This window comes from Bradyrhizobium sp. CCGUVB14, assembly GCF_024199935.1.
Taxonomy (GTDB): Bacteria; Pseudomonadota; Alphaproteobacteria; order Rhizobiales; family Xanthobacteraceae; genus Bradyrhizobium.
The window spans coordinates 5,290,414-5,310,502 of record NZ_JANADS010000001.1; the positions used below are offsets into that span (position 1 = coordinate 5,290,414).

Consider the following 20,089-nt stretch of genomic DNA (forward strand, 5'->3'; position numbering starts at 1 on the left):
GCCGGACGCCCCGGGGATAAGCGAGAAAAATCATCTATTTCCGTAGTTTTTCGGAGAAAATGGACGGGCCCTGCCGCGTCAAGCGGCTTGCCTAATAAGCCGACCTGTCCTCTAATCAAGGGGCTGTTCCTCCGAGGGGGATCTCATGAGGAACGGCGACCGGAAGAAGGCCCAATTTTGAAAACAGGGTCGCAACCGGCGCAATAAAAAGAAACTCAAAGCGAGAAAAAAACAATGGCGGCAGACCGCGCACAAAACCTGCAGGACACCTTCCTCAATCACGTTCGCAAAACCAAAACGCCACTGACGATCTTTCTGGTCAACGGAGTGAAGCTCCAGGGCATCGTGACCTGGTTCGACAATTTCTGTTTGCTGCTTCGGCGCGATGGTCATTCGCAGCTCGTCTACAAGCATGCGATCTCGACCATCATGCCGGGCGCTCCGATCCAGCTGTTCGAAGGCGGCGAGGATCAGCCGGCTTGAGAGTGCTCTGATTGGAACCCCGGAATTTCGACGGGGATGCCGATCGTCCGCGGTCGGCAGGGGCTAAGCAGACGGGGCGGGTGCTTGTCATCGGCCCCTATTTGCGGGTGCGCGCAGGCGGTGCCGACGCGCAATTGGAGAGTCATATCCAGCGCAATGCCGAGGCCCGGCTCGACGAAGCCGCCGGCCTCGCGCGCGCCATCGATCTCGTCATTGCGGATGCGATCATCGCGCCGATCAGCCAGATCCGGCCCGCGACCTATATCGGCAAGGGCAAGGTCGAGGAGATCGCAGCGCTGGCCAAGAGCCTCGAGGCCGAGCTCGTGGTGATGGATTGCGCGCTCGCGCCGATCCAGCAGCGCAATCTCGAGAAGGAGCTGCATGCCAAGGTGCTCGACCGCACCGGGCTCATTCTCGAAATCTTCGGCCGCCGCGCCAAGACCAAGGAAGGCTCGCTTCAGGTCGAACTCGCCCATCTCAACTACCAGCGCTCGCGCCTGGTGCGCTCCTGGACCCATCTCGAACGCCAGCGCGGCGGTTTCGGCTTCATGGGCGGTCCGGGCGAGACGCAGATCGAGGCCGACCGCCGCCTGATCCAGGAACGCATCTCCAAACTCGAGGGCGAGCTGAAGAAGGTGCAGGCGACGCGGCGGCTGCATCGCGCCGGCCGCCAGCGCGTGCCGTATCGCGTGGTTGCGCTGGTCGGCTACACCAATGCCGGCAAATCGACGCTGTTCAACCGCCTGACCCGCGCCGACGTGCAGGCCGCCGACATGCTGTTCGCAACGCTCGATCCCACCTTGCGCGCGCTGACGCTGCCGCATGGCGGCAAGGCGATGCTGTCGGACACCGTTGGCTTCATCTCCAATCTGCCGACGCAGCTCGTCGCCGCCTTCCGCGCCACGCTCGAGGAGGTGCTGGAGGCCGACGTCATCCTGCACGTGCGCGACATCTCGCACGAGGATGCCGAGGCGCAGCAGAGCGACGTCGACGCGGTACTGCGGCAGCTCGGTATCAATCCCGATGATTCCGGCCGCATCATCGAGGTCTGGAACAAGTTCGACCGTTACGACTCCGAACAGCGCGAAGAGCTTTTGAACATCGCTGCACGCCGGCCGGAAGACCATCCGGCGATGCTGGTCTCGGCCGTGTCAGGCGAGGGGATCGACGCACTTCTTGCGGCGATCGAAGAACGCCTCGCCGCCAAGCGCACCACGCTCGATCTCTCCATCGACGCGGCCGACGGCGCCGGCATCTCCTGGCTGCACCGCAATTCCGAGGTGCTGGCCAAGGAGCTGCACGACGGTCGCTTCGACATGACCGTACGGGTGGACGAGACCAAGCGGGATATCGTGGTGAACAGGTTCGATGCCGTGCCGCGTCTGTCGGCCCCGTAGTCGTCCTGGCGAAGTATGAAGCAAGTTATCTGGACAGATCGAGGCGCATGAACTGGTTGTGCGGGCTCGCCTGATAGTCGGCGAAGGGCTCGCAGGATACGAAGCCGGCGCTGCGGTACAGCGCGACGGCAGGTTCGTGTAGCGGCGCAGTGCCAGTCTCGAGGCTAAGGCGCGCATATCCGCGCTTGCGTCCTTCGGCAACGATGTGGTTCAGGATGGCGCGGCCAACTCCGGTCCCGCGCGCGGCAGGCGCAGCGCGCATCGACTTCACCTCTGCATGCGTGTCATCGAGCTGCTTCAGTGCACCGAACCCAGCCAGCACATCGCCTTGCCAAACGGTCCAGAACGTAACGGTCGGGGCCGACAGACCGCTCGCGTCCAGCGCCTGCGCATGTTCGCCCATGACGCTGCGCAGCTCTTCCAGATGATGTGCCAGCAAATCGGCGACATGTGCCGCCTTCGGATCGTCTTGCCTGATGTCCACAATGCCCTCGAACTCGGGACGACTAGTCCTCGTCCTCGACCCATAAACAACCGCTGCTGGACTCTCCGACGACCAGAATGCCTTTGTCAAACGTGGAGTTCGTTGCGGGATTCCATTGGTGCACGCCGGCTCGGCAGTTCGAAAAGAAGCAAAGCCTCTGGCCGTCGAAGAGCTGAATAAACTGTTGCCAGAAAGCCGCCGCGCGGGCAGGGCTCATGATCTCTGTGTCGTAGGCGAGGTCGCGATTCAAGATGCCGACTGCAATCGAGGCTGCTTCGGACTCCTCGATCGGAATGTAGACTTCGGCCTCGTCCGAGAGATCAAAGGCTCGCGCGACATCCTCGAGCATGACGGTGCCCCGAAGCATCCCGCATCGCGTGCGGCCAACCCGGCGCGCGGCTCGAATTTGACCGCATATCGCGGGCTCTGCGTCAGCCACCAGCTCTGTCCATCAGAACGGAATCGTCAGGCCCGGAGTTTTCGCTTGCGCCTTGGTATAGGCGACGCCGTGGATCTTGACCCCATTCGCGTCCAGCAACGAAATGATGCCACCCTGGTTCGACAATTGCATCGGCGCCTGCACGACGACGGCCAGCGTGCCCCCGGCCGCGATTGTCCCTGACAGGACCATCTTGTTCTTCTGCTTGTCGGCCAGCATCCAGCCGGTGAGATCGATGTCGCGATCGGCCGTATTGAGCAGCGTGACGACCTCCCGCTCGGGCGTCTTCACGGCGTTGACGAGCGCCGCGATGATGCGCACGAGACCATCCGGCAGTTGCCCGGTCGGAGGTGTCGTCGGATCTGGCGGCGGTGTCGGCGTGCCTCCACCGAGATCGATTGGATCACCGGTCTTGTCGTCGGTGTGCCAGGCCTGCGTCTGGAATTTGAGGAAGACCGCGGTCCAAAGCCTTTGATTGGGGAATTCGAACACGAGCCCGCCGTCCTGCCACGGGCCGTTGTCGCCCGAGAAGCTTCCGATCGGGTTTCCCTGGTTCATATGGATGTCGTGAATGCCGCGGCCCGGGCGGAAGCCGAAATAATTGTCCGCCTTCGTCTCCGGCCCCCATATGTCGCCGAATGCGTACATTATCGCGCTCTCGTCCGAGAGTGCGCGCTGGACGAACTGGTTGAGCTTCTCGTTGAGGTCGTTATCCGGTCCAGGCGCAGACAGCGGCAGCGGAGTCATCTCCTGCGGCTGCATCAGATTGCCGCGAATGAAGTCGAGCGCGACGCCGCCCGGTTTCGGCGGCTGCGCATGCAGGCCTTGCGGCAGCGCCGCGAGTTGATCGGTGATCGGATGGACAAAGGGCGATCGCACCAGGAATTCGACTTCGCTTCCGTCGGCTGACTGAACATTGACGGCGATGCGGAAGTCCGCGTTGTCGGCCACGATATGGATCTGGTAGTGCGGCGACTGGCCGGTGCCGAAACGCATCGCGATCGGGCGTCCCTTGAGGACCGAATAGCTCTTCAGTGGCATCGCACTCACCTGCCATGGGTTACGGCTGCGCTGGCTTCGCCGTTCAACTCTAGACTGTCGGTCGTGACGATTTGATGGCTTGAAAGGTAGGTGATCCACCAAGCCCCGAGCCGGACTTCAAGGTCTGGCTGGGCGGCTCCGCTGCATTCAGGAAAGGGGACTGACCTATGTCTGAATCAAATCGCGTCAACTGAGTGGAGCCGCATGCGAGGAATGCCGCAAGGCTAGCGGCGGGCCTCCTTGTATCCCTCCGATGCCGCTTCACCCTTTGCTGCGTTCCACAGCGCGTCCATCTCCGCCAGCGAGGCCTGCTGCAGGGTGCGGCCCTGCGCCTCCAGCGCGCGTTCGATATAGGCAAAGCGCTTTTCGAATTTTGCGTTGGTTGCACGTAGCGCGGCTTCCGGATCGGCGTCGACATGGCGAGCGAGGTTGACGAGGGCGAACATGAGGTCGCCGGTTTCTTCCGCGATCTCCTGCTTGTCATTGCGATCGAGCGCGGCTTCGATCTCGTCCGCTTCCTCGCGGATCTTTTGCAGCACGGCGCGCGGATCGTTCCAGTCGAAGCCGACGGTGGAGGCCTTGCGCTGCAGCTCCATGGCGCGGGTCAGCGCGGGCTGGCCGGCCTTGACGCCCGACAGCAGAGATTTGTGCGGCGGCGTCGCCTCCGGCGGCCGGCGCGCGGCGCGCTCGGCTTTCTCCTCGGCCTTGATGCGGTCCCAGACTTCCTTGACGTGGGAGGAGGCGAGATTGCCATCCTTGTCGGCGAAGACGTGGGGATGGCGCCGGATCATCTTGCGGGTGATGGCTTCGACGACATCGCCGAACGCAAACGCGTTCTGCTCCGAGGCCATCTGGGCATGGAACACCACCTGCAAGAGCAGATCGCCGAGCTCCTCCCTGAGGTCGTCGAGATCGTTGCGATCGATGGCGTCGACCACTTCATGGGCCTCTTCGATCGTATAGGGTGCGATGGTCGCAAAGTTCTGCTCGAGGTCCCAGGGGCAGCCGGTCACCGGCGTGCGCAGCGCGGCCATGATCTCGATCAGGCGGGAAATGTCGCGGGAAGGGGTCATTGCGGGGCAGTCTCCTGGGTCCCATGCCTTATGCCAAAAGCGGGCCGCCGTTCCCAGCGGCGGCAAGCGGAACAGGCCGATTTCCACCGATTGGCTGCTGCGCTTCACAGTGCTAAAGCCCGGGCCATGAGCGACGCATTTTCATCACAAACCGCGCTGGTGCTGTTTTCCGGCGGCCAGGATTCCACCACCTGCCTTGCCTGGGCGCTCAGCCGCTTCGCACGCGTGGAAACGCTGGGGTTCGACTACGGGCAACGCCACGCCGTCGAGCTCGATTGCCGCGACCGGCTGTTCGACGGCATCAAGGGCTTGCGTGCCGATTGGGCCGCCAAGCTCGGCGAGAGCCATACGCTGTCGATCCCGACGCTGGCCGCCGTGTCCGAGACGGCGCTGACGCGCGATGTCGCGATCGCGATGGGCGCCGACGGCCTGCCCAACACCTTCGTGCCCGGTCGCAATCTGGTGTTTTTGACGTTCGCCGCAGCGCTGGCGTATCGCCGGGGCATCACCCACATCGTCGGCGGCATGTGCGAGACCGACTATTCCGGCTATCCCGATTGCCGCGACGACACCATCCGCGCGATGCAGGCCGCGCTCTCGCTCGGCATGGCCCGCAAGTTCGAGCTGCATACGCCGCTGATGTGGATCGACAAGGCGGCGACGTGGAAGCTGGCGCATGACCTCGGCGGCGCGGGGCTCGTCGATCTCATCCGCGAGCAGTCGCACACCTGCTATCTCGGCGAACGCGGCGCGCAGCACGATTGGGGCTATGGCTGCGGCGAGTGCCCGGCGTGCAGCCTGCGGGCGAAGGGGTGGCGGGAGTTTGTGGCCGGACGCAAATAGCGCTCGGGTCTCCCCTGTCGCCATCACCTCCGCAGTCATCGCCCGCGAAGGCGGGCGATCCAGTATTCCAGAGACAGTGCGAGGTACGGAGAAGCCGCGGCGTACTGGATTCCCCGCTTTCGCGGGGAATGACAGTGGAGGGTTTGGCGCGAGCGCGCCAAACAAACTACCCAAAATCTTCCGGCCTTAACTCAATCGGCTTGCCGTGCGGCGTCCGATCGGCCGCGTGGTCCCACGCATCGCGATAGCGATGCAACGTGTCCATCGATGCCACGCCCTTGCGTGCGACGAGCCCCTCCAGCGTGGCGAGCCAGTGCAGATAATAGGTCTCGCCCGTATCGGGATCTCCGGCGGCCTGCGCGCGCTTGATCTCATCGGCCAAGGCTGCGGCCCATTCCGGCCAGGTGAAGACGCCGCGGTCGTGCAGCGTCAGCGCCATGGCGAAGGCGTGTGCTTCCCAGGGCGCGCGGAACACCGGGCCGTCGTCATCGCGCGGAATGCTTGGAATGGCTGCCGTCGCAGCGGCAGCGGCCTTGCTGCTCATTACGCCGGATCCAGATAAGGCTCGAACGCGTCGATCGAGACTTTCAGCGTCGGATCACCATCCGCGCCCCAGAGGTCGCGGCCTTCGAATACGACGGTGTAGAGCCATTGCGGATTCTCACCGAGCTCCATCGCCGCGGAATCCGGAAACACGTGGCAGCCATGGTTCAGCTCGACCACGCCGACATGGCCGCGCACGTAGCGCGGCAGCCGCGTGTGCGTGGTCGGGTGGATGTTCTTCGCACGGACGCGATCGCCGATGTTCAATTTGGCGGCCGCGGGGGCAGGGCGGGCGAACTTGCCGCGCACCATGATGCGCTCGACATTGGCGAGGTCGAACTTGCCGTGCTTGAGCGCCTTGCCCGGCTGCATCGCATGACCGGCGGCGACCTCTTCGCGCGTGAGGTAGCCCTTCTCGATCAGCATCTCCTCGAGCCCGAGGAACCACTTCTTGTAGTAGGAGCTCGAGAGGTAGACATGCGGCGGCAGCGTCTCGCGATAGAAGCGCGAGGTGTCGATGTTGAAGGCGCCGGCCGCGCCCATCGCGCGCACCATCGCCAGCACGCGGGACTCCCACTCCTCGTGGAAGACAGGCTCGTTCGGCTCAGGCTCGACCTTGCCGAACCCGTCCATGCCGCCCATGTCGTGGACGCCGTTCACGACGGCGCTCCGGGCGTCTTGGGAAAGCCCGTACCGATCATGGAGTCGCGGGTGACGAGGTCGGCGAGCTGCTCCTCGCTCCAGCCCTCGGTGCCTGCGGGCCGCATCGGTAGCACCAGGAAGCGCGTCTCGGCGGTCGAATCCCACACGCGCACCTCGATGTCCTTCGGCAGTGTCACGTCGAAATCGGCGAGCACGCCGCGCGGGTCTTTCACCGCGCGCGAGCGATAGGGCGAGGCCTTGTACCAGACCGGCGGCAGCCCGAGCATTTCCCAGGGGTAGCAGGAGCACAACGTGCACACGACCATGTTGTGTCGCTGCGGCGTGTTCTCGACCACGACGAGATGGTCCCCGACGCGGCTGACATGGCCGAGCGTGCCAATCGCCTTGCTGCCATCCTCCAGCAGGGCCTTCTTGAATGCCGGATCGGTCCAGGCCTTGGCGACGACGCGCGCGCCGTTATGCGGGCCGATCTTGGTCTCATAGGCCTGGATGATGGCATCGAGCGCGGCCGGCTCGACGTAACCCTTTTCGGTCAGAATCGTCTCGAGTGCGCGCACGCGCAGCTCGGTCTCCGACAATTCCGAGTGGTCGTGATCGTGGTGATGATGGTGGTCGTGATCGTGGCTCATGGCGCGAAAGATTAAGCGCATGGTCCTTGCCTGTCGAGCCTTCGTTGAAGCGCGGTCGGTCCCATATTCGTGACGTCGTTTGTGGGCTAACATCATCGAAAATCAGCTTCGGAGGCGCCCCATGAAAGACTTCGTCAAGATCGAGAGGGGCCTCGGCCCCGATGGGCGGATCGCGGTGGTGCGGTTCGACCGTCATGACGGCATCAATGCGCTGTCGCCGGAGGCGCTGCGCCAGCTCACCGCAGCGGCGCGCTCCTTCGAGGATGACGCGGCGACGTCCGTCGTGGTGCTGACCGGCAATTCGGGCGCGTTCAGCGCCGGCTTCGATTTGAAGGACGCCGAAGGGCGCTCGCGCAAGGAGATGGATCTCGGCGCGCTGAGACGGCATCTCAAGCTCGGACCGCGCCTGACGCACGCATGGCAGGAGATGGAGCAGATCACGATCGCGGCGATCGAAGGCTTTTGCGTCGGCGGCGGCGTGGCGCTTGCGGTCGCACTCGACTTCCGCGTGATGGGCGGCGATGCGCATCTGCGCGTGCCCGAGATCGGGCTCGGCATGAACATGAGCTGGCAGAGTATCCCGCGCATGTTGCATCTGATCGGACCGGCCCGCACCAAGCAGGCGGTGATCCTCGCCGGCGAGCGCATCTCCGCTGACGAGGCCTATCAATGGGGCCTGGTCGAGCAGGTCGTCGATCCCGGCCATGCCTTTGATGCCGCCATGGAGCTGGCGCGCAAGGTGGCCGCGCAGCCGCCGCTGTCGGTCGCGATGACCAAGCTGACCGTCAACCGGCTCGCGCACGCGCTGGACGATCTCGCCAGCCACATGGATATCGACCAGTTCGCGCTGGCGAGCCTCAGCGAGGACCACAAGGAGGGCGTCGAGGCGTTCCTGACGCGGCGCAAGCCTAAGTTTAAGGGAAGGTAGCCAACGCTTTCTTTACCGCTTTGCACAGGAGGGATGCGCCGCAAACTCATTCTCAATGCTGCCTGCGCTATCCACCCCGCATGTTCCGCCCGGAGGTGGGCGTTCGTGGTTAAGGAATTGCAGACATGCTCGCCGCCGATCCGCAAATCGCGCCTGGTTTGGTTCTCGCCAGCGGCATTGTGATCGCGCTGCTGATTGCGCTGGTCGCCGGCATCTGGCTGCGCTCCCGCCGGCTGCTCGGCAAGCTCATCGCGCTCGAAGCCGAACGCGCCGATCACGCCAGACAACTCCAGGACACCAACGCCCGGCTGACCTCATCGCTCAAGGCGGCCGAGATCCGTACCAAGGAAATCGCGCTGCTGACCGAGCTCTCCGGCCTGCTGCAGTCCTGCCAGAAGCCGGAGGAGGTTTTTGCCGCGGTCGAAACCTATGCCGGCTTCCTGTTTCCGGAGGAGGCGGGCGCGCTGTACCTGATGAACGACGCCCGTGACGGCGTCACACGCGGGCCGCGCTGGGGCGAGGTGGCCGCGACATCGCAGGCGTTTGCGCTGGAAGATTGCTGGGCACTGCGCCGCGGCACCAAATTCCCGGTCTCCGAGGCGAGCCAAGGGCTCGTCTGCGGCCATGCCTGCTGCGAGGCTCGCGCCGGCATCTATGTCTGCGAGCCGCTCGTCGCGCAGAACACGCTGCTCGGCGTGCTCTATCGTGAAGCCGGCAATGCTTGCTTTGCCGACGGCACCGACCAGCTTGCGACGATGCTTGCCGAGCAGATTTCGCTGGCGCTCGCCAACCTCCAGCTGCGCGAGCAGTTGCGCAGCCAGGCTATCCGCGACCAGCTCACCGGCCTCTACAACCGCCGCTTCCTCGAGGACGCGCTCGCGCGCGAATCCGGCCGGGCGATGCGCACCGGCGAGACGATGGCGCTCTTGATCATCGACGTCGACCATTTCAAGAAGATCAACGACACCTTCGGCCACGAATCCGGCGACGCGGTGCTGCGCGAGCTCGGCGCGGTGCTCGAGAAGACCATCCGCAAGACCGACATCGTCGGCCGCTTCGGCGGCGAGGAATTCCTGGTGCTGATGCCGGGCGCCGATATCGACGCGGCCATGTCACGCGCCAATGCCGTGCTCGATGCGGTCCGCGCGATGCATGTCGACATCCCCAACGGCGCGCCATTGCGCAACATCACGGCGTCGATCGGCCTTGCCGTGACGCCGCTGCATGTGCCGAAGGGCGACATGCTGGTGGCAGCAGCCGACACGGCGCTGTACCAGGCCAAGGGGCAGGGCCGTAACCGGGTCGTCGAGTCCGATCGCCGCTCCCTGATGGTGCCGCTCGCCAAGACGGGGACAGACGGCTAGCCGGCTTCGCGCAGGCATTGAATCGCCCGCCGATCTGTGCCGTAACAGGCTTTGGCGGCAGCGGCTCGGTCAACGATCCCGCGCGCGCCGCGGGAGGGACCGGGAATGCATCGCTGGAAGCTGATTGCGCCGCTGGTGGTATGGCTCGCGATCTATCTGTGGCCGGTTCCGGCGGGCCTCAACGTCAATCAGTGGCACTATTTTGCCGTGTTCGCGGCCGTCATCACCGGGCTGATCCTGGAATCGATGCCGGTCGGCGCGGTCGGCCTGATCGGGCTGACGGTCGCAGGCGTCGGCGGCTATGTCGATCCCGATCCCGGCAAATCGCTGCGCTGGATGCTGGCAGGATTCGCCGAGAGCACGGTGTGGCTGATCGTCGGCGCCTTCGTGTTCTCGATCGGCTATCGCAAGAGCCAGCTCGGCCGGCGCATCGCACTGGTGCTGGTGCGGCGCCTGGGACGCAACACGCTCGGTCTCGGCTACGCGGTCGCGATGTCCGACTTCCTGCTTGCCCCCGCGACGCCGTCCAACACCGCGCGCAGCGGCGGCATCGTCTATCCCATCATCAGCAACATCCCGCGCATCTACGGCTCCGAGCCGGGGCCGACCGCCGGCAAGATCGGCACCTACGTGATGTGGACCGCGTTCGCGGCGACCGCGATCACCAGCTCGCTGTTCTTCACCGCACTGGCGCCGAACGCGGCGGCGCTCGCCATCGCCAAGAAGACGGTCGGTGTCGACGTGAGCTGGGGCCAGTGGTTCATCGGCTTCGCGCCGCTCGGCATTCTCCTGATGATCCTCGTGCCGCTGCTCAGCTACGCGATCTGCCGGCCGGAGGTGAAGCACAGCCCCGAGATCTCCGATTGGGCCGCGAACGAGCTCGCGGAGATGGGCCCGATGTCGCGCAACGAGTGGATCATGCTGGCGCTGATCATCCTCGCGATGTTCCTGTGGATCGCGGGCTCGAGCCCGGACATCCATGTGCCCGTGCTCGGCTCGAACTTCGTCAATGCCACGACCGTCGTGTTCATTGTGATCTCGCTGATGCTGGTGACCGGTGTGATCGAGTTCGCCGACATCGTCAGCGAGAAGAGCGCCTGGGAGGTGTTCTTCTATTTCACCTCGCTGCTCACGCTGGCCTCGGGTCTCAACGAGATCGGCTTCATCAAATGGTTTGCGAACGAATTCGCCAAACCGCTCGCAGGCCTCACGCCGTCGACCGCGATGATCCTGCTGGTCGCGCTGTTCTTCTGGATCCACTACTTCTTCTCGAGCATCACCTCGCATGCCGCCGCCGTGCTGCCTGTCGTGCTTGCGGTCGGTTCCGGTATCGCCGATCTGCCGGTGACGACGCTGGCGATGCTCTGCATGTACTCGCTCGGCCTGATGGGCGTGATCTCGCCTTACGCCACGGGGCCGGCGCCGATGTATTACGGCAGCGGCTATATCGGGAAGGGGCAGTTCTGGGGCTTTGGCCTGATCTTCGGGGTGCTCTATTTCGCCGGGCTGCTGCTGATCGTGCTGCCCTGGCTGCAAATGGTCCGGTGAGCCCGGCCGCAGGCTGATACCCCCGGCAGACGAATTTTCTTCTCAGCCGGGGGATTGGGAAAACTTCGCCCAATCGCCAGCAAATATCTGAAATTGCAAGAAAGACTGGAAAAGGCGATGGTGTGCTGCAGTGCAGCGTCGCCGTTCGGCACCTGTCACTGTTCCACCCTCCGTCGCTTGGATGGCGACCTGGTTCTCGTGCGCCTCTCGGGCGGGCGAGCTAAATATCGTGCATGAAAGTCGCTTCCATGAATGCGCACCCATCGCTGGTGATCGGAGAGCCGGTCGAGATCAAGGACAACGCGGCTGAACCGGAGGCCATGGTCCGTTTCGCCGACATCTCGAAGACCTATCCGGCCTATCGCGGCAAGCCCGGGGTCAATGCGCTGGAAGGCATCGACTTCGCGATCGCGCGTGGTTCCATCACCGGCGTGATCGGCCGCTCCGGCGCCGGCAAGTCGAGCCTGGTTCGGCTGATCAACGGGCTGGAGAAACCGACCACGGGCCGCGTCGTCGTCGATGGCAAGGACATCTCGGTGCTCACCGGGCGGGACTTGCGGCTCGCGCAGCGCTCGATCGGCATGATCTTCCAGCACTTCAATCTGCTGTCGTCGCGCACCGCGGCCGACAACATCGCGCTCCCGCTGGAGATCGCCGGCTGGTCCAAGGCCGACATCAAGGCCCGCGTGGCCGAGCTGCTCGACCTCGTCGGGATCGCCGACAAGCACGACCGTTACCCCTCGGAACTCTCCGGTGGTCAGAAGCAGCGCGTCGGCATTGCCCGCGCGCTGGCGACACGGCCGAGCGTGCTGCTGTCGGACGAGGCGACCTCCGCGCTCGATCCGCAGACCACGCGCGCGATCCTCGATCTGCTTGCGAACATCAACCGCGAGCTCGGCGTGACCATCGTGCTGATCACCCATGAAATGTCCGTCGTGCGCCAGCTCGCCAAGGAAGTCGTCGTGCTCGATGCCGGCCACGTCGTCGAGAGCGGCCATGTCGCGGATATCTTCACCCATCCCAAACATCCGATCACCCAGTCCTTCCTGGCCGAGGTGACCGGCGACAGCCTGCCGGTCTCTCTGGCCAGCCGGATCGTGCAGGAACCGGGCAGCCACGCCGTGATCCGCGTCCAGGTGCGCGGGGCAGGGGCGGGAGACACGCTGATCGCGCGGCTTGCCCGCGAGCTCGGCCTCGACGTCTCGCTGCTCTCGGCGCGCATCGACGAGATCGGCGGCCAGCATGTGGGATCGCTGGTGCTCGGCATTCCCGGCGGAGACAGCGCTGCCGCGCGCACGCTGGCCTGGCTGTCGCAATATCAATTCTCGGCGGAGCGTCTCGGCTATGTCGCCTGAACTCATCAACCTGATTATCCAGGCCACGGGCGAGAGCCTGTACATGGTCGGCATTGCGGCGCTGCTCGGCACCGCCTTCGGCCTGCCGCTCGGCGTCTTCCTTGCGACCAGCCGGAAGGGCGAGCTGTTCGCGGCTCCCGCCGTCAATCGCGTGCTCGGCATCGTCGTCAATGCGACCCGCTCGACGCCCTTCATCATCCTGGTCGTTGCCATCATCCCGTTTACGCGGCTGATTGCCGGCACCTCGATCGGGTCGACCGCGGCGATCGTGCCGCTGACCATCGCTTCGGCGCCGTTCATCGCGCGCCTCGTCGAGGCCGCGATCCGCGAGGTCGATGGCGGCCTGATCGAGACCGCGTCGTCGTTCGGGGCCTCGCCGATCCAGATCGTGTTCAAGGTCTTGATCCCCGAGGCGCTGCCCGGCCTGCTGCTGGCGCTGACGCTCGCGGTGGTCAGCCTGCTCGGCTACTCCGCCATGGTCGGCGCTGTCGGCGGCGGCGGGCTCGGCGATCTCGGCATCCGCTACGGCTATCAGCGCTTCATGCCGGAGATGATGCTGGCCGTCGTGGTCGTGCTGATCGCGCTGGTGCAGCTGGTCCAGAGCGCGGGCGATTATCTGGCGCGCCGGGTCAACCGCCGGCTACGGCATCGCTGATCCAAACTTTTTCGAAACTGGAGACACCAATGCGTTTTCTCGCAACCCTTGCGGCTGCAGCCTTGCTTGCGACCACGGCCCACGCCGAAACCATTCGCGTCGGCGTGACCGCCGGTCCCCACGCCGAGATCATGGACGTCGTGAAGAGGGTCGGCGCCGAGCGCGGCCTCGACATCAAGGTGGTCGAGTTCACCGACTATGTGATCCCGAACCAGGCGCTGGCACTGAAGGACCTCGAGGCCAACTCGTTCCAGCACGAGCCTTACCTGAAGAACCAGATTTCGAAGACCGGCTGGAAGATCGTCAAGGTCGCGACCACGATCGGCTCGCCGCAGGGCGTCTACTCGCAAAAATACAAGAAGCTCGCTGAGCTGCCCGAAGGCGCCCGCGTCGCCATCGCCAACGATCCCTCCAATGGCGCCCGCGGCCTGATGATCCTGGCGCTGCATGGCCTGATCAAGCTGAAGAACCCGAACGACGTCAGCTCCACGATTGCGGATATCACCGACAACCCGAAGAAGCTCCGCTTCGTCGAGCTCGATGCCGCCCAGCTTCCGCGCGCGCTCCAGGACGTCGATCTGGTCTCGATCAACAACAATTACGCCGTGCAGGCCGGCCTCAATCCGTCAAAGGATGCGGTTGCGCAGGAGAATCCGGACGGTCCCTGGGTCAACATCCTCGCCGTCCGCGAAGAAGACAAGGACAAGCCCTGGGTGAAGCAGCTGATCGAGGCCTATCACTCCGATCAGGTGAAGGCGTTCCTGGAGACGCGCTTCAAGGGCACGTACCTTCCGACCTGGTAAGCTCGCGCAGGCGCGTCAGGCCGCGAGCCTGGCGCGCCGCAGCGTCTCCGAGGGCAGCTCTGCGAAGTGGCGCTTGTAGTCGAGCGAGAACTGGCTGAAGTGCCAGAAGCCGTGCTGCACGGCGACGTCGTAGATTGACGCGTCAGTACCCCGCTTGAGGTCGCGCCGCACGCGGTTCAGCCGCATCGCCCGCCAATAGTGCATCGGGCTGGTGCCCACCACCTCCTGGAAGCAATAGCCGAGCTTGCGCGGGCTGGCGCCGACCGCCTTGCAGACCTCCAGCAGCGACAGCGCGCGCTCACCGCTGCCATGCATCAGCTCGCGGGCACGATCCACGGTCCGCTTCCGTGCCGCCGAACTGCGGCCGGGATCGCTCGGGCGTGCCGTCGGCAGCATGTCCATGATCTCGACGAGGAGGGCGTCTTCCAGCGCCTGCCGGGCGGCCGGATCGTCCAGGCGCTCGGGCGCGATCGTAATGGTCTCCTGGATGGCGGCGAGATGGGCGCGCAGCCGCGCGACGGGAGCTTCGGCCGTCTCGATCACCCGCAGCTGGTGCCAGACGGCGCGCGGCAACTCGATATCGAGCCGGGCTGCGAGCTCCGCGATCAGCACCGTGCTGGCGACGACGCCGCGCAGCTCGAAGGCCCTCGGCGTGCACATGTCGATCTCGGCATCGATGCTGGCGAGCACGCGGGCGCCTCTCGCGCTGGTTCCGTTACAGCTGAGTTCGCCATCGCCGTCCCAGGGCAGGCCGATGCCAAAACTGTCGGCACCTAACTGGCCGTATTGGCGCACTTGCTGGCTGGTGATCTCGCGGAACACTTCAAGCCGGGGCAGGGTCAGTTGCGTAAAGCTGCCCCGGAACGCCCCGGCGCTGATCTGGTCGTAGCTCAGCCTCCAGCGGCCGAGCTTGGCGCAATGCTCGTCGACATCCGTGCTATCAGCCTGAAGCAGGCTGGCAGTCGAGTCCTGAATCGGAAGAGTTGCGCTTAAGGCCATGACCGGACGTCAGAATTTGTCAGCCGAAAACCAGCAAGAACCGCGCCAAGACTGGCACGCCCTGCGTCCGAGTCCAGCAAAATATTGCGGGATTTCGATAACGCCCCGCGCGGCCTTCCGTGCAGTCTTCCTCCCCAGCCGTTCCCGGCACCGGGGTTGGGATCGCGCCTTGCGGAGGGATCGAGATGCGACCGACCGAGATCATGCGCGGCAGCCCGCCCGCACCGGAGGCCCAGGTGACCCGCGCCAACTGGCGCAGTTTTCCAGCCATCCGCTGGGGCTTCACGCACGTTCGCGAAGTGCTGCCGACCGCCGACATCCGTCGCTCCGCGCATCCGACGCCAATTCCCAGCGCGCCACGCGAGTTGGCAAAGCTCGGCTTCACCGCGCCCGACGGCAAGGCGACCACGATCGAGGCGACGCTGCGCGAGACCCAGTCCGACACGCTGCTCGTGATGCATCGAGGCACGTTGATCCACGAATGGTATGGCGACGGCATGGGCGTGACCACGCCGCACCTGATCTGCTCGATCAGCAAGGCGATCGCCGGGACGCTCGGCGGCGTGCTGGCGGCGCGCGGCCTGGTCGATCCGGAGGCGAGGGTGGTGCGCTACGTGCCGGAGCTCGAGACCTCGGTTTACGGCACCTGCACCGTGCGCAACCTGCTGGACATGGCCGTCGCGATCCAATTCGAGGAAGACTACGAGGACCCCGCCGGCGACGTCGCGCGCTACCGCTTCTCATCGGGCTGGGATGTGCCACCGCCGGGTATCGAGCCCGGCCATCAGCGCGCCTATCTCGCGACACTCCGCGGCACCGGCAAGCCGCACGGCAAGGTGTTCCACTACGTCTCGACCAACACCGAAGTGCTCGGCTGGGTCTATGAGCGTGCCTGCGGCATGCCCTATCCACGCATTCTGTCCGAATATCTCTGGCAGCCCCTGGGCGCCGAGGAGGACGGCTCGCTCACGCTCGACAGCCACGGCATGGGCCGCATCGCCGGCGGAATCTCCGTCACCGCGCGCGACCTGCTGCGCTTTGGCGAGATGATGCGCAATCGCGGCGTCGTCGAGGGGCGGCAGGTCGTGCCGGGCTGGTGGGTCGACGATATCCGCGAGAATGGCGATCCCAAGGCCTGGGCTGACGGCGACCTCGCGGAATTCTTCCCGGGCGCGCGCTACCGCAGCAAATGGTTCACGATCGACCCGGCGCGCAACGCGCTCACCGCGATCGGCATCCACGGCCAGCACCTCTATGTCGATCTCGAAACGGACACCGTCATCGTCAAGCTCGCGACGCAGCCCAAGGCGATGGACGTCCCGATCGACCAACGCTGGTTCGCGGCCTACCGCGCCATCACCACACATCTCGCTCCGCGCTGATCTCTGGACATCACCATGCTCGATACAGTCAAAGCCAAATCGCAGGCGCAGACCGCGGCGCCGCATCCGCTCGATCCGCTGACCGCCGAGGAGATCATCGCCGCCTGCACGCTTGTGCGTTCGGCATCAGCCTCGCCCGAGAATTGTCGCTTCCCGACGGTGCGGCTGGAAGAGCCGACCAAGCAGGAGCTGGCTGCGGGTGGCGTGCCGCGTCGTGCGTTCGCGCTGACACTCGATATCGCGACGGGAGAGGCGATCGAGCACATCGTCGATCTGACTCGCAACGAGATCGTCGCCCGAAAAGTCATTCCGAACCGGGAGGCGCCCTATGGGCAGCCGTCGGTGATGCTGGAGGAAATCATCAAGTGCGAGGCCATGGTCAAGGCCGATCCCGGCTGGCGAAATGCGATGTACCGGCGCGGCCTCACCGACAAGGACATCGAGCTGGTCCAGGTCGATCCGTTCTCCTCGGGCTTCTTCGATTTTGAGTATGAGCGCGGCGCGCGCATCGTCCGCGCTGTCAGCTTCTTTCGCGAGCATCTCCAGGACAACGGCTATGCTCATCCGATCGAGGGCGTGGTCGCGGTCGTCGACCTCATCAGCGGCAAAGTGCTCGACCTCACCGACGGGGACCCGATCGTGCCGATCCCGCGCAAGAAGCGGAATTACGGCGCGCATGAAGTCACCAATACGCGAACCGACATCAAGCCGCTGCATATCGAGCAGCCCGAGGGCGCGAGCTTTGAGGTCGATGGCTGGAAGGTCGACTGGCAGAAATGGAGTTTTCGCGTCGGCTTCACGCCGCGCGAAGGGCTGGTGCTGCATCAGCTCGCCTACCAGGACGGCGCGCGCAAGCGGTCGCTGATCCATCGCGCCAGCGTCACCGAGATGGTGGTGCCTTACGCCGATCCCAGCGCGAACCATTTCTGGAAGTCGGCGTTCGATGCCGGCGAATACGGCCTCGGCATGCTTGCGAACGCGCTCGAGCTCGGCTGCGACTGCCTCGGCAACATCCATTATTTCGACGTGCCGGCCGCCGACAACAATGGAAAACCCTTCGTCATGCAAAACGCTATCTGCATGCATGAAGAAGACTACGGAATTGCCTGGAAGCACTACGAATTCCGCAACGGCCTGTTCGAGGTGCGGCGCTCGCGGCGGCTCGTCATCTCGTTCTTCGCCACCGTCGGCAACTACGACTACGGCTTCTACTGGTATCTCTACCAGGACGGCACGATCCAGTTAGAGACAAAACTCACCGGCATCATCCAGACCGCCGCCGTGCCGTCTGGCGAAAAGTACAAATGGGGCGGGATGGTCGACGACAATCTCGGCGGCCCGACGCACCAGCACTTCTTCAACGTGCGCATGCACATGGATCTCGACGGCGGCGGCAACACCGTCAGCGAGCACGAGTTCGTGCCGCGGCCCTGGGGGGCGGACAACCCGCACGGCAATGCGTTCGACGCCACCACGCGCGTGCTGTCACGCGAGCGCGATGCCGCCGCCATTGCCAATGGCGAGACCGGTCGGTTCTGGAAGATCAGCAATCCCAACGAGACCAATTCGGTCGGCAACGCGCCGGCCTATAAGCTCGTGGTCAATCCAAGCCCTCTGATGCTGGCCCAGGAGGGCAGCTACGTCCGCAGGCGCGGCGGTTTTGCGACCAAGCACGTTTGGGTCACGGCCTTCGACAAGGACGAGAAATACGCCAGCGGCGATTATCCCAACAACCATGCCGGCGGCGATGGGTTGCCGCGCTATGCCGCTCAGAACCGCAACATCGAGAATACCGATATCGTGCTGTGGCACTCCTTCGGCCACACTCACATCTGCAAGCCCGAGGATTTTCCGATCATGCCGGTCGAATATGCCGGCTTCATCTTGAAGCCGACCGGCTTCTTCGCGGCCAACGCGGCCGGCGACATCCCGCCGGACCGCAACAGCCGCAGCGTGCTTGCGGGTGAGCAGAAGGACGCCGGCAGCGGGTCGTGCTGCCACAAGGGCTAGGTCTGCAGACCGCGCGGTAGGGGCTTGCTCAGGCATTGGCGGGAGCGCAACATCCACGACGGTCGTGGAGGCGCCCGATGAGCGATTTCGAATTGCCTGTGACCCGCTACGCGCTAAGCGGGGAGCTCAACATCGCATATCAAACAATCGGTGAGGGACCGATCGATCTCATCATCGTCCCCGGCATGGTGTCCCATGTCGAGTTCATGCATGAAGGCCCGGGATACACGACCTCGTTGCGGCGCCTGGCTCATTTCGCCCGGGTCGTCACCTTTGACAAGCGAGGCCAGGGCCTCTCCGACAGAATGCCGGATGCTCCCTCGCTTGAACAGCGCATGGACGACGTTCGAGCCATCATGGATGAAATCGGTTCGCCCCGCGCGGCCCTGATGGGTATCTCCGAAGGTTCGGCAATGAGCATCTTGTTTGCCGCGACATACCCCGATCGCGTCTCTCATCTCATTCTGTACGCCGGCTTTGCGAGCTCACCGGCCCAAAAGGTCGCGAACTACGCAGCGCTCGTGTCCGAACGTGCAAAGGCGTGGGGAACGGGGGGATTGATCAATCTTATCAATCCGAGTGAGGCTCATAACCCTGAGGCGGTCAAACATTTCGCCAAGTTTGAAAGGCTGTCTGCCAGCCCAGGGGCGTTCAAGTCCTTTTCCTTGCTGAACGCCGCTATCGACGTCGAGTCCATATTGTCGGCGGTGCGAGTGTCAACATTGATCCTTCACCGCGAGACGGACGCTCTCATTCCGGTGCAAGCCGGACGAAATCTCGCAAGGAAGATTCCCGACGCCAAATATATCGAGTACCCGGATGGTGATCACATACTGGGCTCCGGTGACGCCGACACCCTGTTAGGAGACGTCGAAGAGTTCATCACGGGCAGCCGCGAAAGCTCATCGCGCGACAGGGAGCGGGTTTTGGCGACCGTGCTTTTCACCGATATCGTCGATTCCACGCGCAACGCTGCCAATATGGGAGACCTGAAATGGCGACAGGTTCTGGACCGGCATGATCAGTTGGCAAAGGACGTCATCCAGCAGCATCGCGGCACGTTCATAAAAAGCACAGGTGACGGCATCCTGGCGACATTCGACGGTCCCGGTCGCGCGGTTCGTTGCGCGCTGGCTTTCAGTCATTCCTCGAAGCAACTGGGTCTGGCGGTGCGAGCGGGTCTTCACACAGGTGAGATTGAGATCAGGGGCGGCGACATCGGCGGGATTGCCGTGCACGCGGCAGCGCGCGTCATGGGGCATTCGAACGCTGACGAGGTTCTGGTCTCAAGGGTCGTAACTGATCTGGTTGCTGGCGCAGGTTTAAGCTTCGCCTCGCGTGGTTCGCACGAATTCAAGGGCCTTCCGGGCCGATGGGATATTTTCGCCGCCAGCCTGTAACGGTGATTGCCAGAGCCCTTCGCACGCCCGGGAGAGCCAGCCGAAAAACA

20 protein-coding genes are annotated in these 20,089 nt (G+C 64.3%); 12 read left to right on the top strand and 8 right to left on the bottom strand.

Annotated features, from left to right (window positions below; genetic code table 11):
• Positions 1-234: 234 nt before the first annotated feature.
• Positions 235-483, top strand: coding sequence for an RNA chaperone Hfq (gene hfq, locus NLM32_RS24585; RefSeq protein ID WP_007591126.1), 249 nt, complete (start codon positions 235-237; stop codon positions 481-483).
• A gap of 11 nt (positions 484-494) precedes the next feature.
• A complete protein-coding gene (gene hflX / locus NLM32_RS24590) occupies positions 495-1,880 on the top strand; it encodes a GTPase HflX (protein WP_254131443.1) in 1,386 nt (461 codons plus the stop codon).
• A gap of 25 nt (positions 1,881-1,905) precedes the next feature.
• On the opposite strand, the gene NLM32_RS24595 is transcribed toward hflX, so the two are convergent.
• The 4 genes from NLM32_RS24595 to mazG all read right to left on the bottom strand — a co-directional run bounded on the left by NLM32_RS24595 (position 1,906) and on the right by mazG (position 4,917).
• The gene (locus tag NLM32_RS24595; RefSeq protein ID WP_254131444.1) at positions 1,906-2,364 is read right to left on the bottom strand and encodes a GNAT family N-acetyltransferase; all 459 of its coding nucleotides are present in this window, start codon (positions 2,362-2,364) and stop codon (positions 1,906-1,908) included.
• 22 nt (positions 2,365-2,386) lie between these two features.
• Complete coding sequence (locus NLM32_RS24600) at positions 2,387-2,713, bottom strand: hypothetical protein (protein WP_254131445.1); 327 nt, start codon at positions 2,711-2,713, stop codon at positions 2,387-2,389.
• A gap of 102 nt (positions 2,714-2,815) precedes the next feature.
• Positions 2,816-3,844 (bottom strand): DUF2278 family protein, encoded by a 1,029-nt coding sequence (locus tag NLM32_RS24605; RefSeq protein ID WP_254131446.1) that lies wholly within the window; start codon positions 3,842-3,844, stop codon positions 2,816-2,818.
• 224 nt (positions 3,845-4,068) lie between these two features.
• Positions 4,069-4,917 carry a nucleoside triphosphate pyrophosphohydrolase gene (mazG, locus tag NLM32_RS24610; RefSeq protein WP_254131447.1) on the bottom strand — a complete coding sequence of 283 codons (849 nt, stop codon included), beginning with the start codon at positions 4,915-4,917 and terminating at the stop codon, positions 4,069-4,071.
• A gap of 126 nt (positions 4,918-5,043) precedes the next feature.
• Between mazG and queC the strand changes: the two genes are divergently transcribed.
• Positions 5,044-5,760 carry a 7-cyano-7-deazaguanine synthase QueC gene (queC, locus tag NLM32_RS24615; protein ID WP_254131448.1) on the top strand — a complete coding sequence of 239 codons (717 nt, stop codon included), beginning with the start codon at positions 5,044-5,046 and terminating at the stop codon, positions 5,758-5,760.
• 166 nt (positions 5,761-5,926) lie between these two features.
• On the opposite strand, the gene NLM32_RS24620 is transcribed toward queC, so the two are convergent.
• The 3 genes from NLM32_RS24620 to nthA are packed head-to-tail and all read right to left on the bottom strand — an operon-like array spanning position 5,927 to position 7,595.
• Entirely contained in the window at positions 5,927-6,304 is a 378-nt protein-coding gene (locus NLM32_RS24620; RefSeq protein WP_254131449.1) for a nitrile hydratase accessory protein, read from the bottom strand.
• Positions 6,304-6,963, bottom strand: a complete 660-nt coding sequence (gene nthB / locus NLM32_RS24625; RefSeq protein WP_254131450.1) for a nitrile hydratase subunit beta — start codon at positions 6,961-6,963, stop codon at positions 6,304-6,306. Before nthB ends, NLM32_RS24620 begins: the two co-directional genes overlap by 1 nt.
• Entirely contained in the window at positions 6,960-7,595 is a 636-nt protein-coding gene (gene nthA, locus NLM32_RS24630; protein WP_254135407.1) for a nitrile hydratase subunit alpha, read from the bottom strand. Before nthA ends, nthB begins: the two co-directional genes overlap by 4 nt.
• Before the next feature lie 121 nt (positions 7,596-7,716).
• Between nthA and NLM32_RS24635 the strand changes: the two genes are divergently transcribed.
• From NLM32_RS24635 to NLM32_RS24660, 6 genes are all read left to right on the top strand, one after another.
• Positions 7,717-8,523: an enoyl-CoA hydratase/isomerase family protein gene (locus tag NLM32_RS24635; protein ID WP_254131451.1), complete on the top strand. Its 807-nt coding sequence runs from the start codon at positions 7,717-7,719 to the stop codon at positions 8,521-8,523.
• Positions 8,524-8,648: 125 nt separating this feature from the next.
• Positions 8,649-9,887, top strand: coding sequence for a sensor domain-containing diguanylate cyclase (locus tag NLM32_RS24640; RefSeq protein ID WP_254131452.1), 1,239 nt, complete (start codon positions 8,649-8,651; stop codon positions 9,885-9,887).
• Positions 9,888-9,992: 105 nt separating this feature from the next.
• Positions 9,993-11,435 carry a DASS family sodium-coupled anion symporter gene (locus tag NLM32_RS24645; RefSeq protein ID WP_254131453.1) on the top strand — a complete coding sequence of 481 codons (1,443 nt, stop codon included), beginning with the start codon at positions 9,993-9,995 and terminating at the stop codon, positions 11,433-11,435.
• Positions 11,436-11,668: 233 nt separating this feature from the next.
• Positions 11,669-12,790, top strand: a complete 1,122-nt coding sequence (locus NLM32_RS24650; protein WP_254131454.1) for a methionine ABC transporter ATP-binding protein — start codon at positions 11,669-11,671, stop codon at positions 12,788-12,790.
• Positions 12,780-13,445 carry a methionine ABC transporter permease gene (locus NLM32_RS24655; protein ID WP_148752239.1) on the top strand — a complete coding sequence of 222 codons (666 nt, stop codon included), beginning with the start codon at positions 12,780-12,782 and terminating at the stop codon, positions 13,443-13,445. Before NLM32_RS24650 ends, NLM32_RS24655 begins: the two co-directional genes overlap by 11 nt.
• 29 nt (positions 13,446-13,474) lie before the next feature.
• Positions 13,475-14,248, top strand: a complete 774-nt coding sequence (locus NLM32_RS24660) for a MetQ/NlpA family ABC transporter substrate-binding protein (RefSeq protein WP_254131455.1) — start codon at positions 13,475-13,477, stop codon at positions 14,246-14,248.
• A gap of 15 nt (positions 14,249-14,263) precedes the next feature.
• Here the strand turns inward: NLM32_RS24660 and NLM32_RS24665 are convergent, their stop codons facing one another.
• Positions 14,264-15,247, bottom strand: coding sequence for a helix-turn-helix domain-containing protein (locus NLM32_RS24665; protein ID WP_254131456.1), 984 nt, complete (start codon positions 15,245-15,247; stop codon positions 14,264-14,266).
• A 185-nt stretch (positions 15,248-15,432) separates the two neighbouring features.
• Between NLM32_RS24665 and NLM32_RS24670 the strand changes: the two genes are divergently transcribed.
• From NLM32_RS24670 to NLM32_RS24680, 3 genes are all read left to right on the top strand, one after another.
• A complete protein-coding gene (locus NLM32_RS24670; RefSeq protein WP_254131457.1) occupies positions 15,433-16,629 on the top strand; it encodes a serine hydrolase in 1,197 nt (398 codons plus the stop codon).
• Between the two features lie 15 nt (positions 16,630-16,644).
• Positions 16,645-18,639: a primary-amine oxidase gene (locus NLM32_RS24675; protein ID WP_254131458.1), complete on the top strand. Its 1,995-nt coding sequence runs from the start codon at positions 16,645-16,647 to the stop codon at positions 18,637-18,639.
• Positions 18,640-18,716: 77 nt separating this feature from the next.
• Positions 18,717-20,039 (top strand): adenylate/guanylate cyclase domain-containing protein, encoded by a 1,323-nt coding sequence (locus NLM32_RS24680; RefSeq protein ID WP_254131459.1) that lies wholly within the window; start codon positions 18,717-18,719, stop codon positions 20,037-20,039.
• Positions 20,040-20,089: the final 50 nt, after the last annotated feature.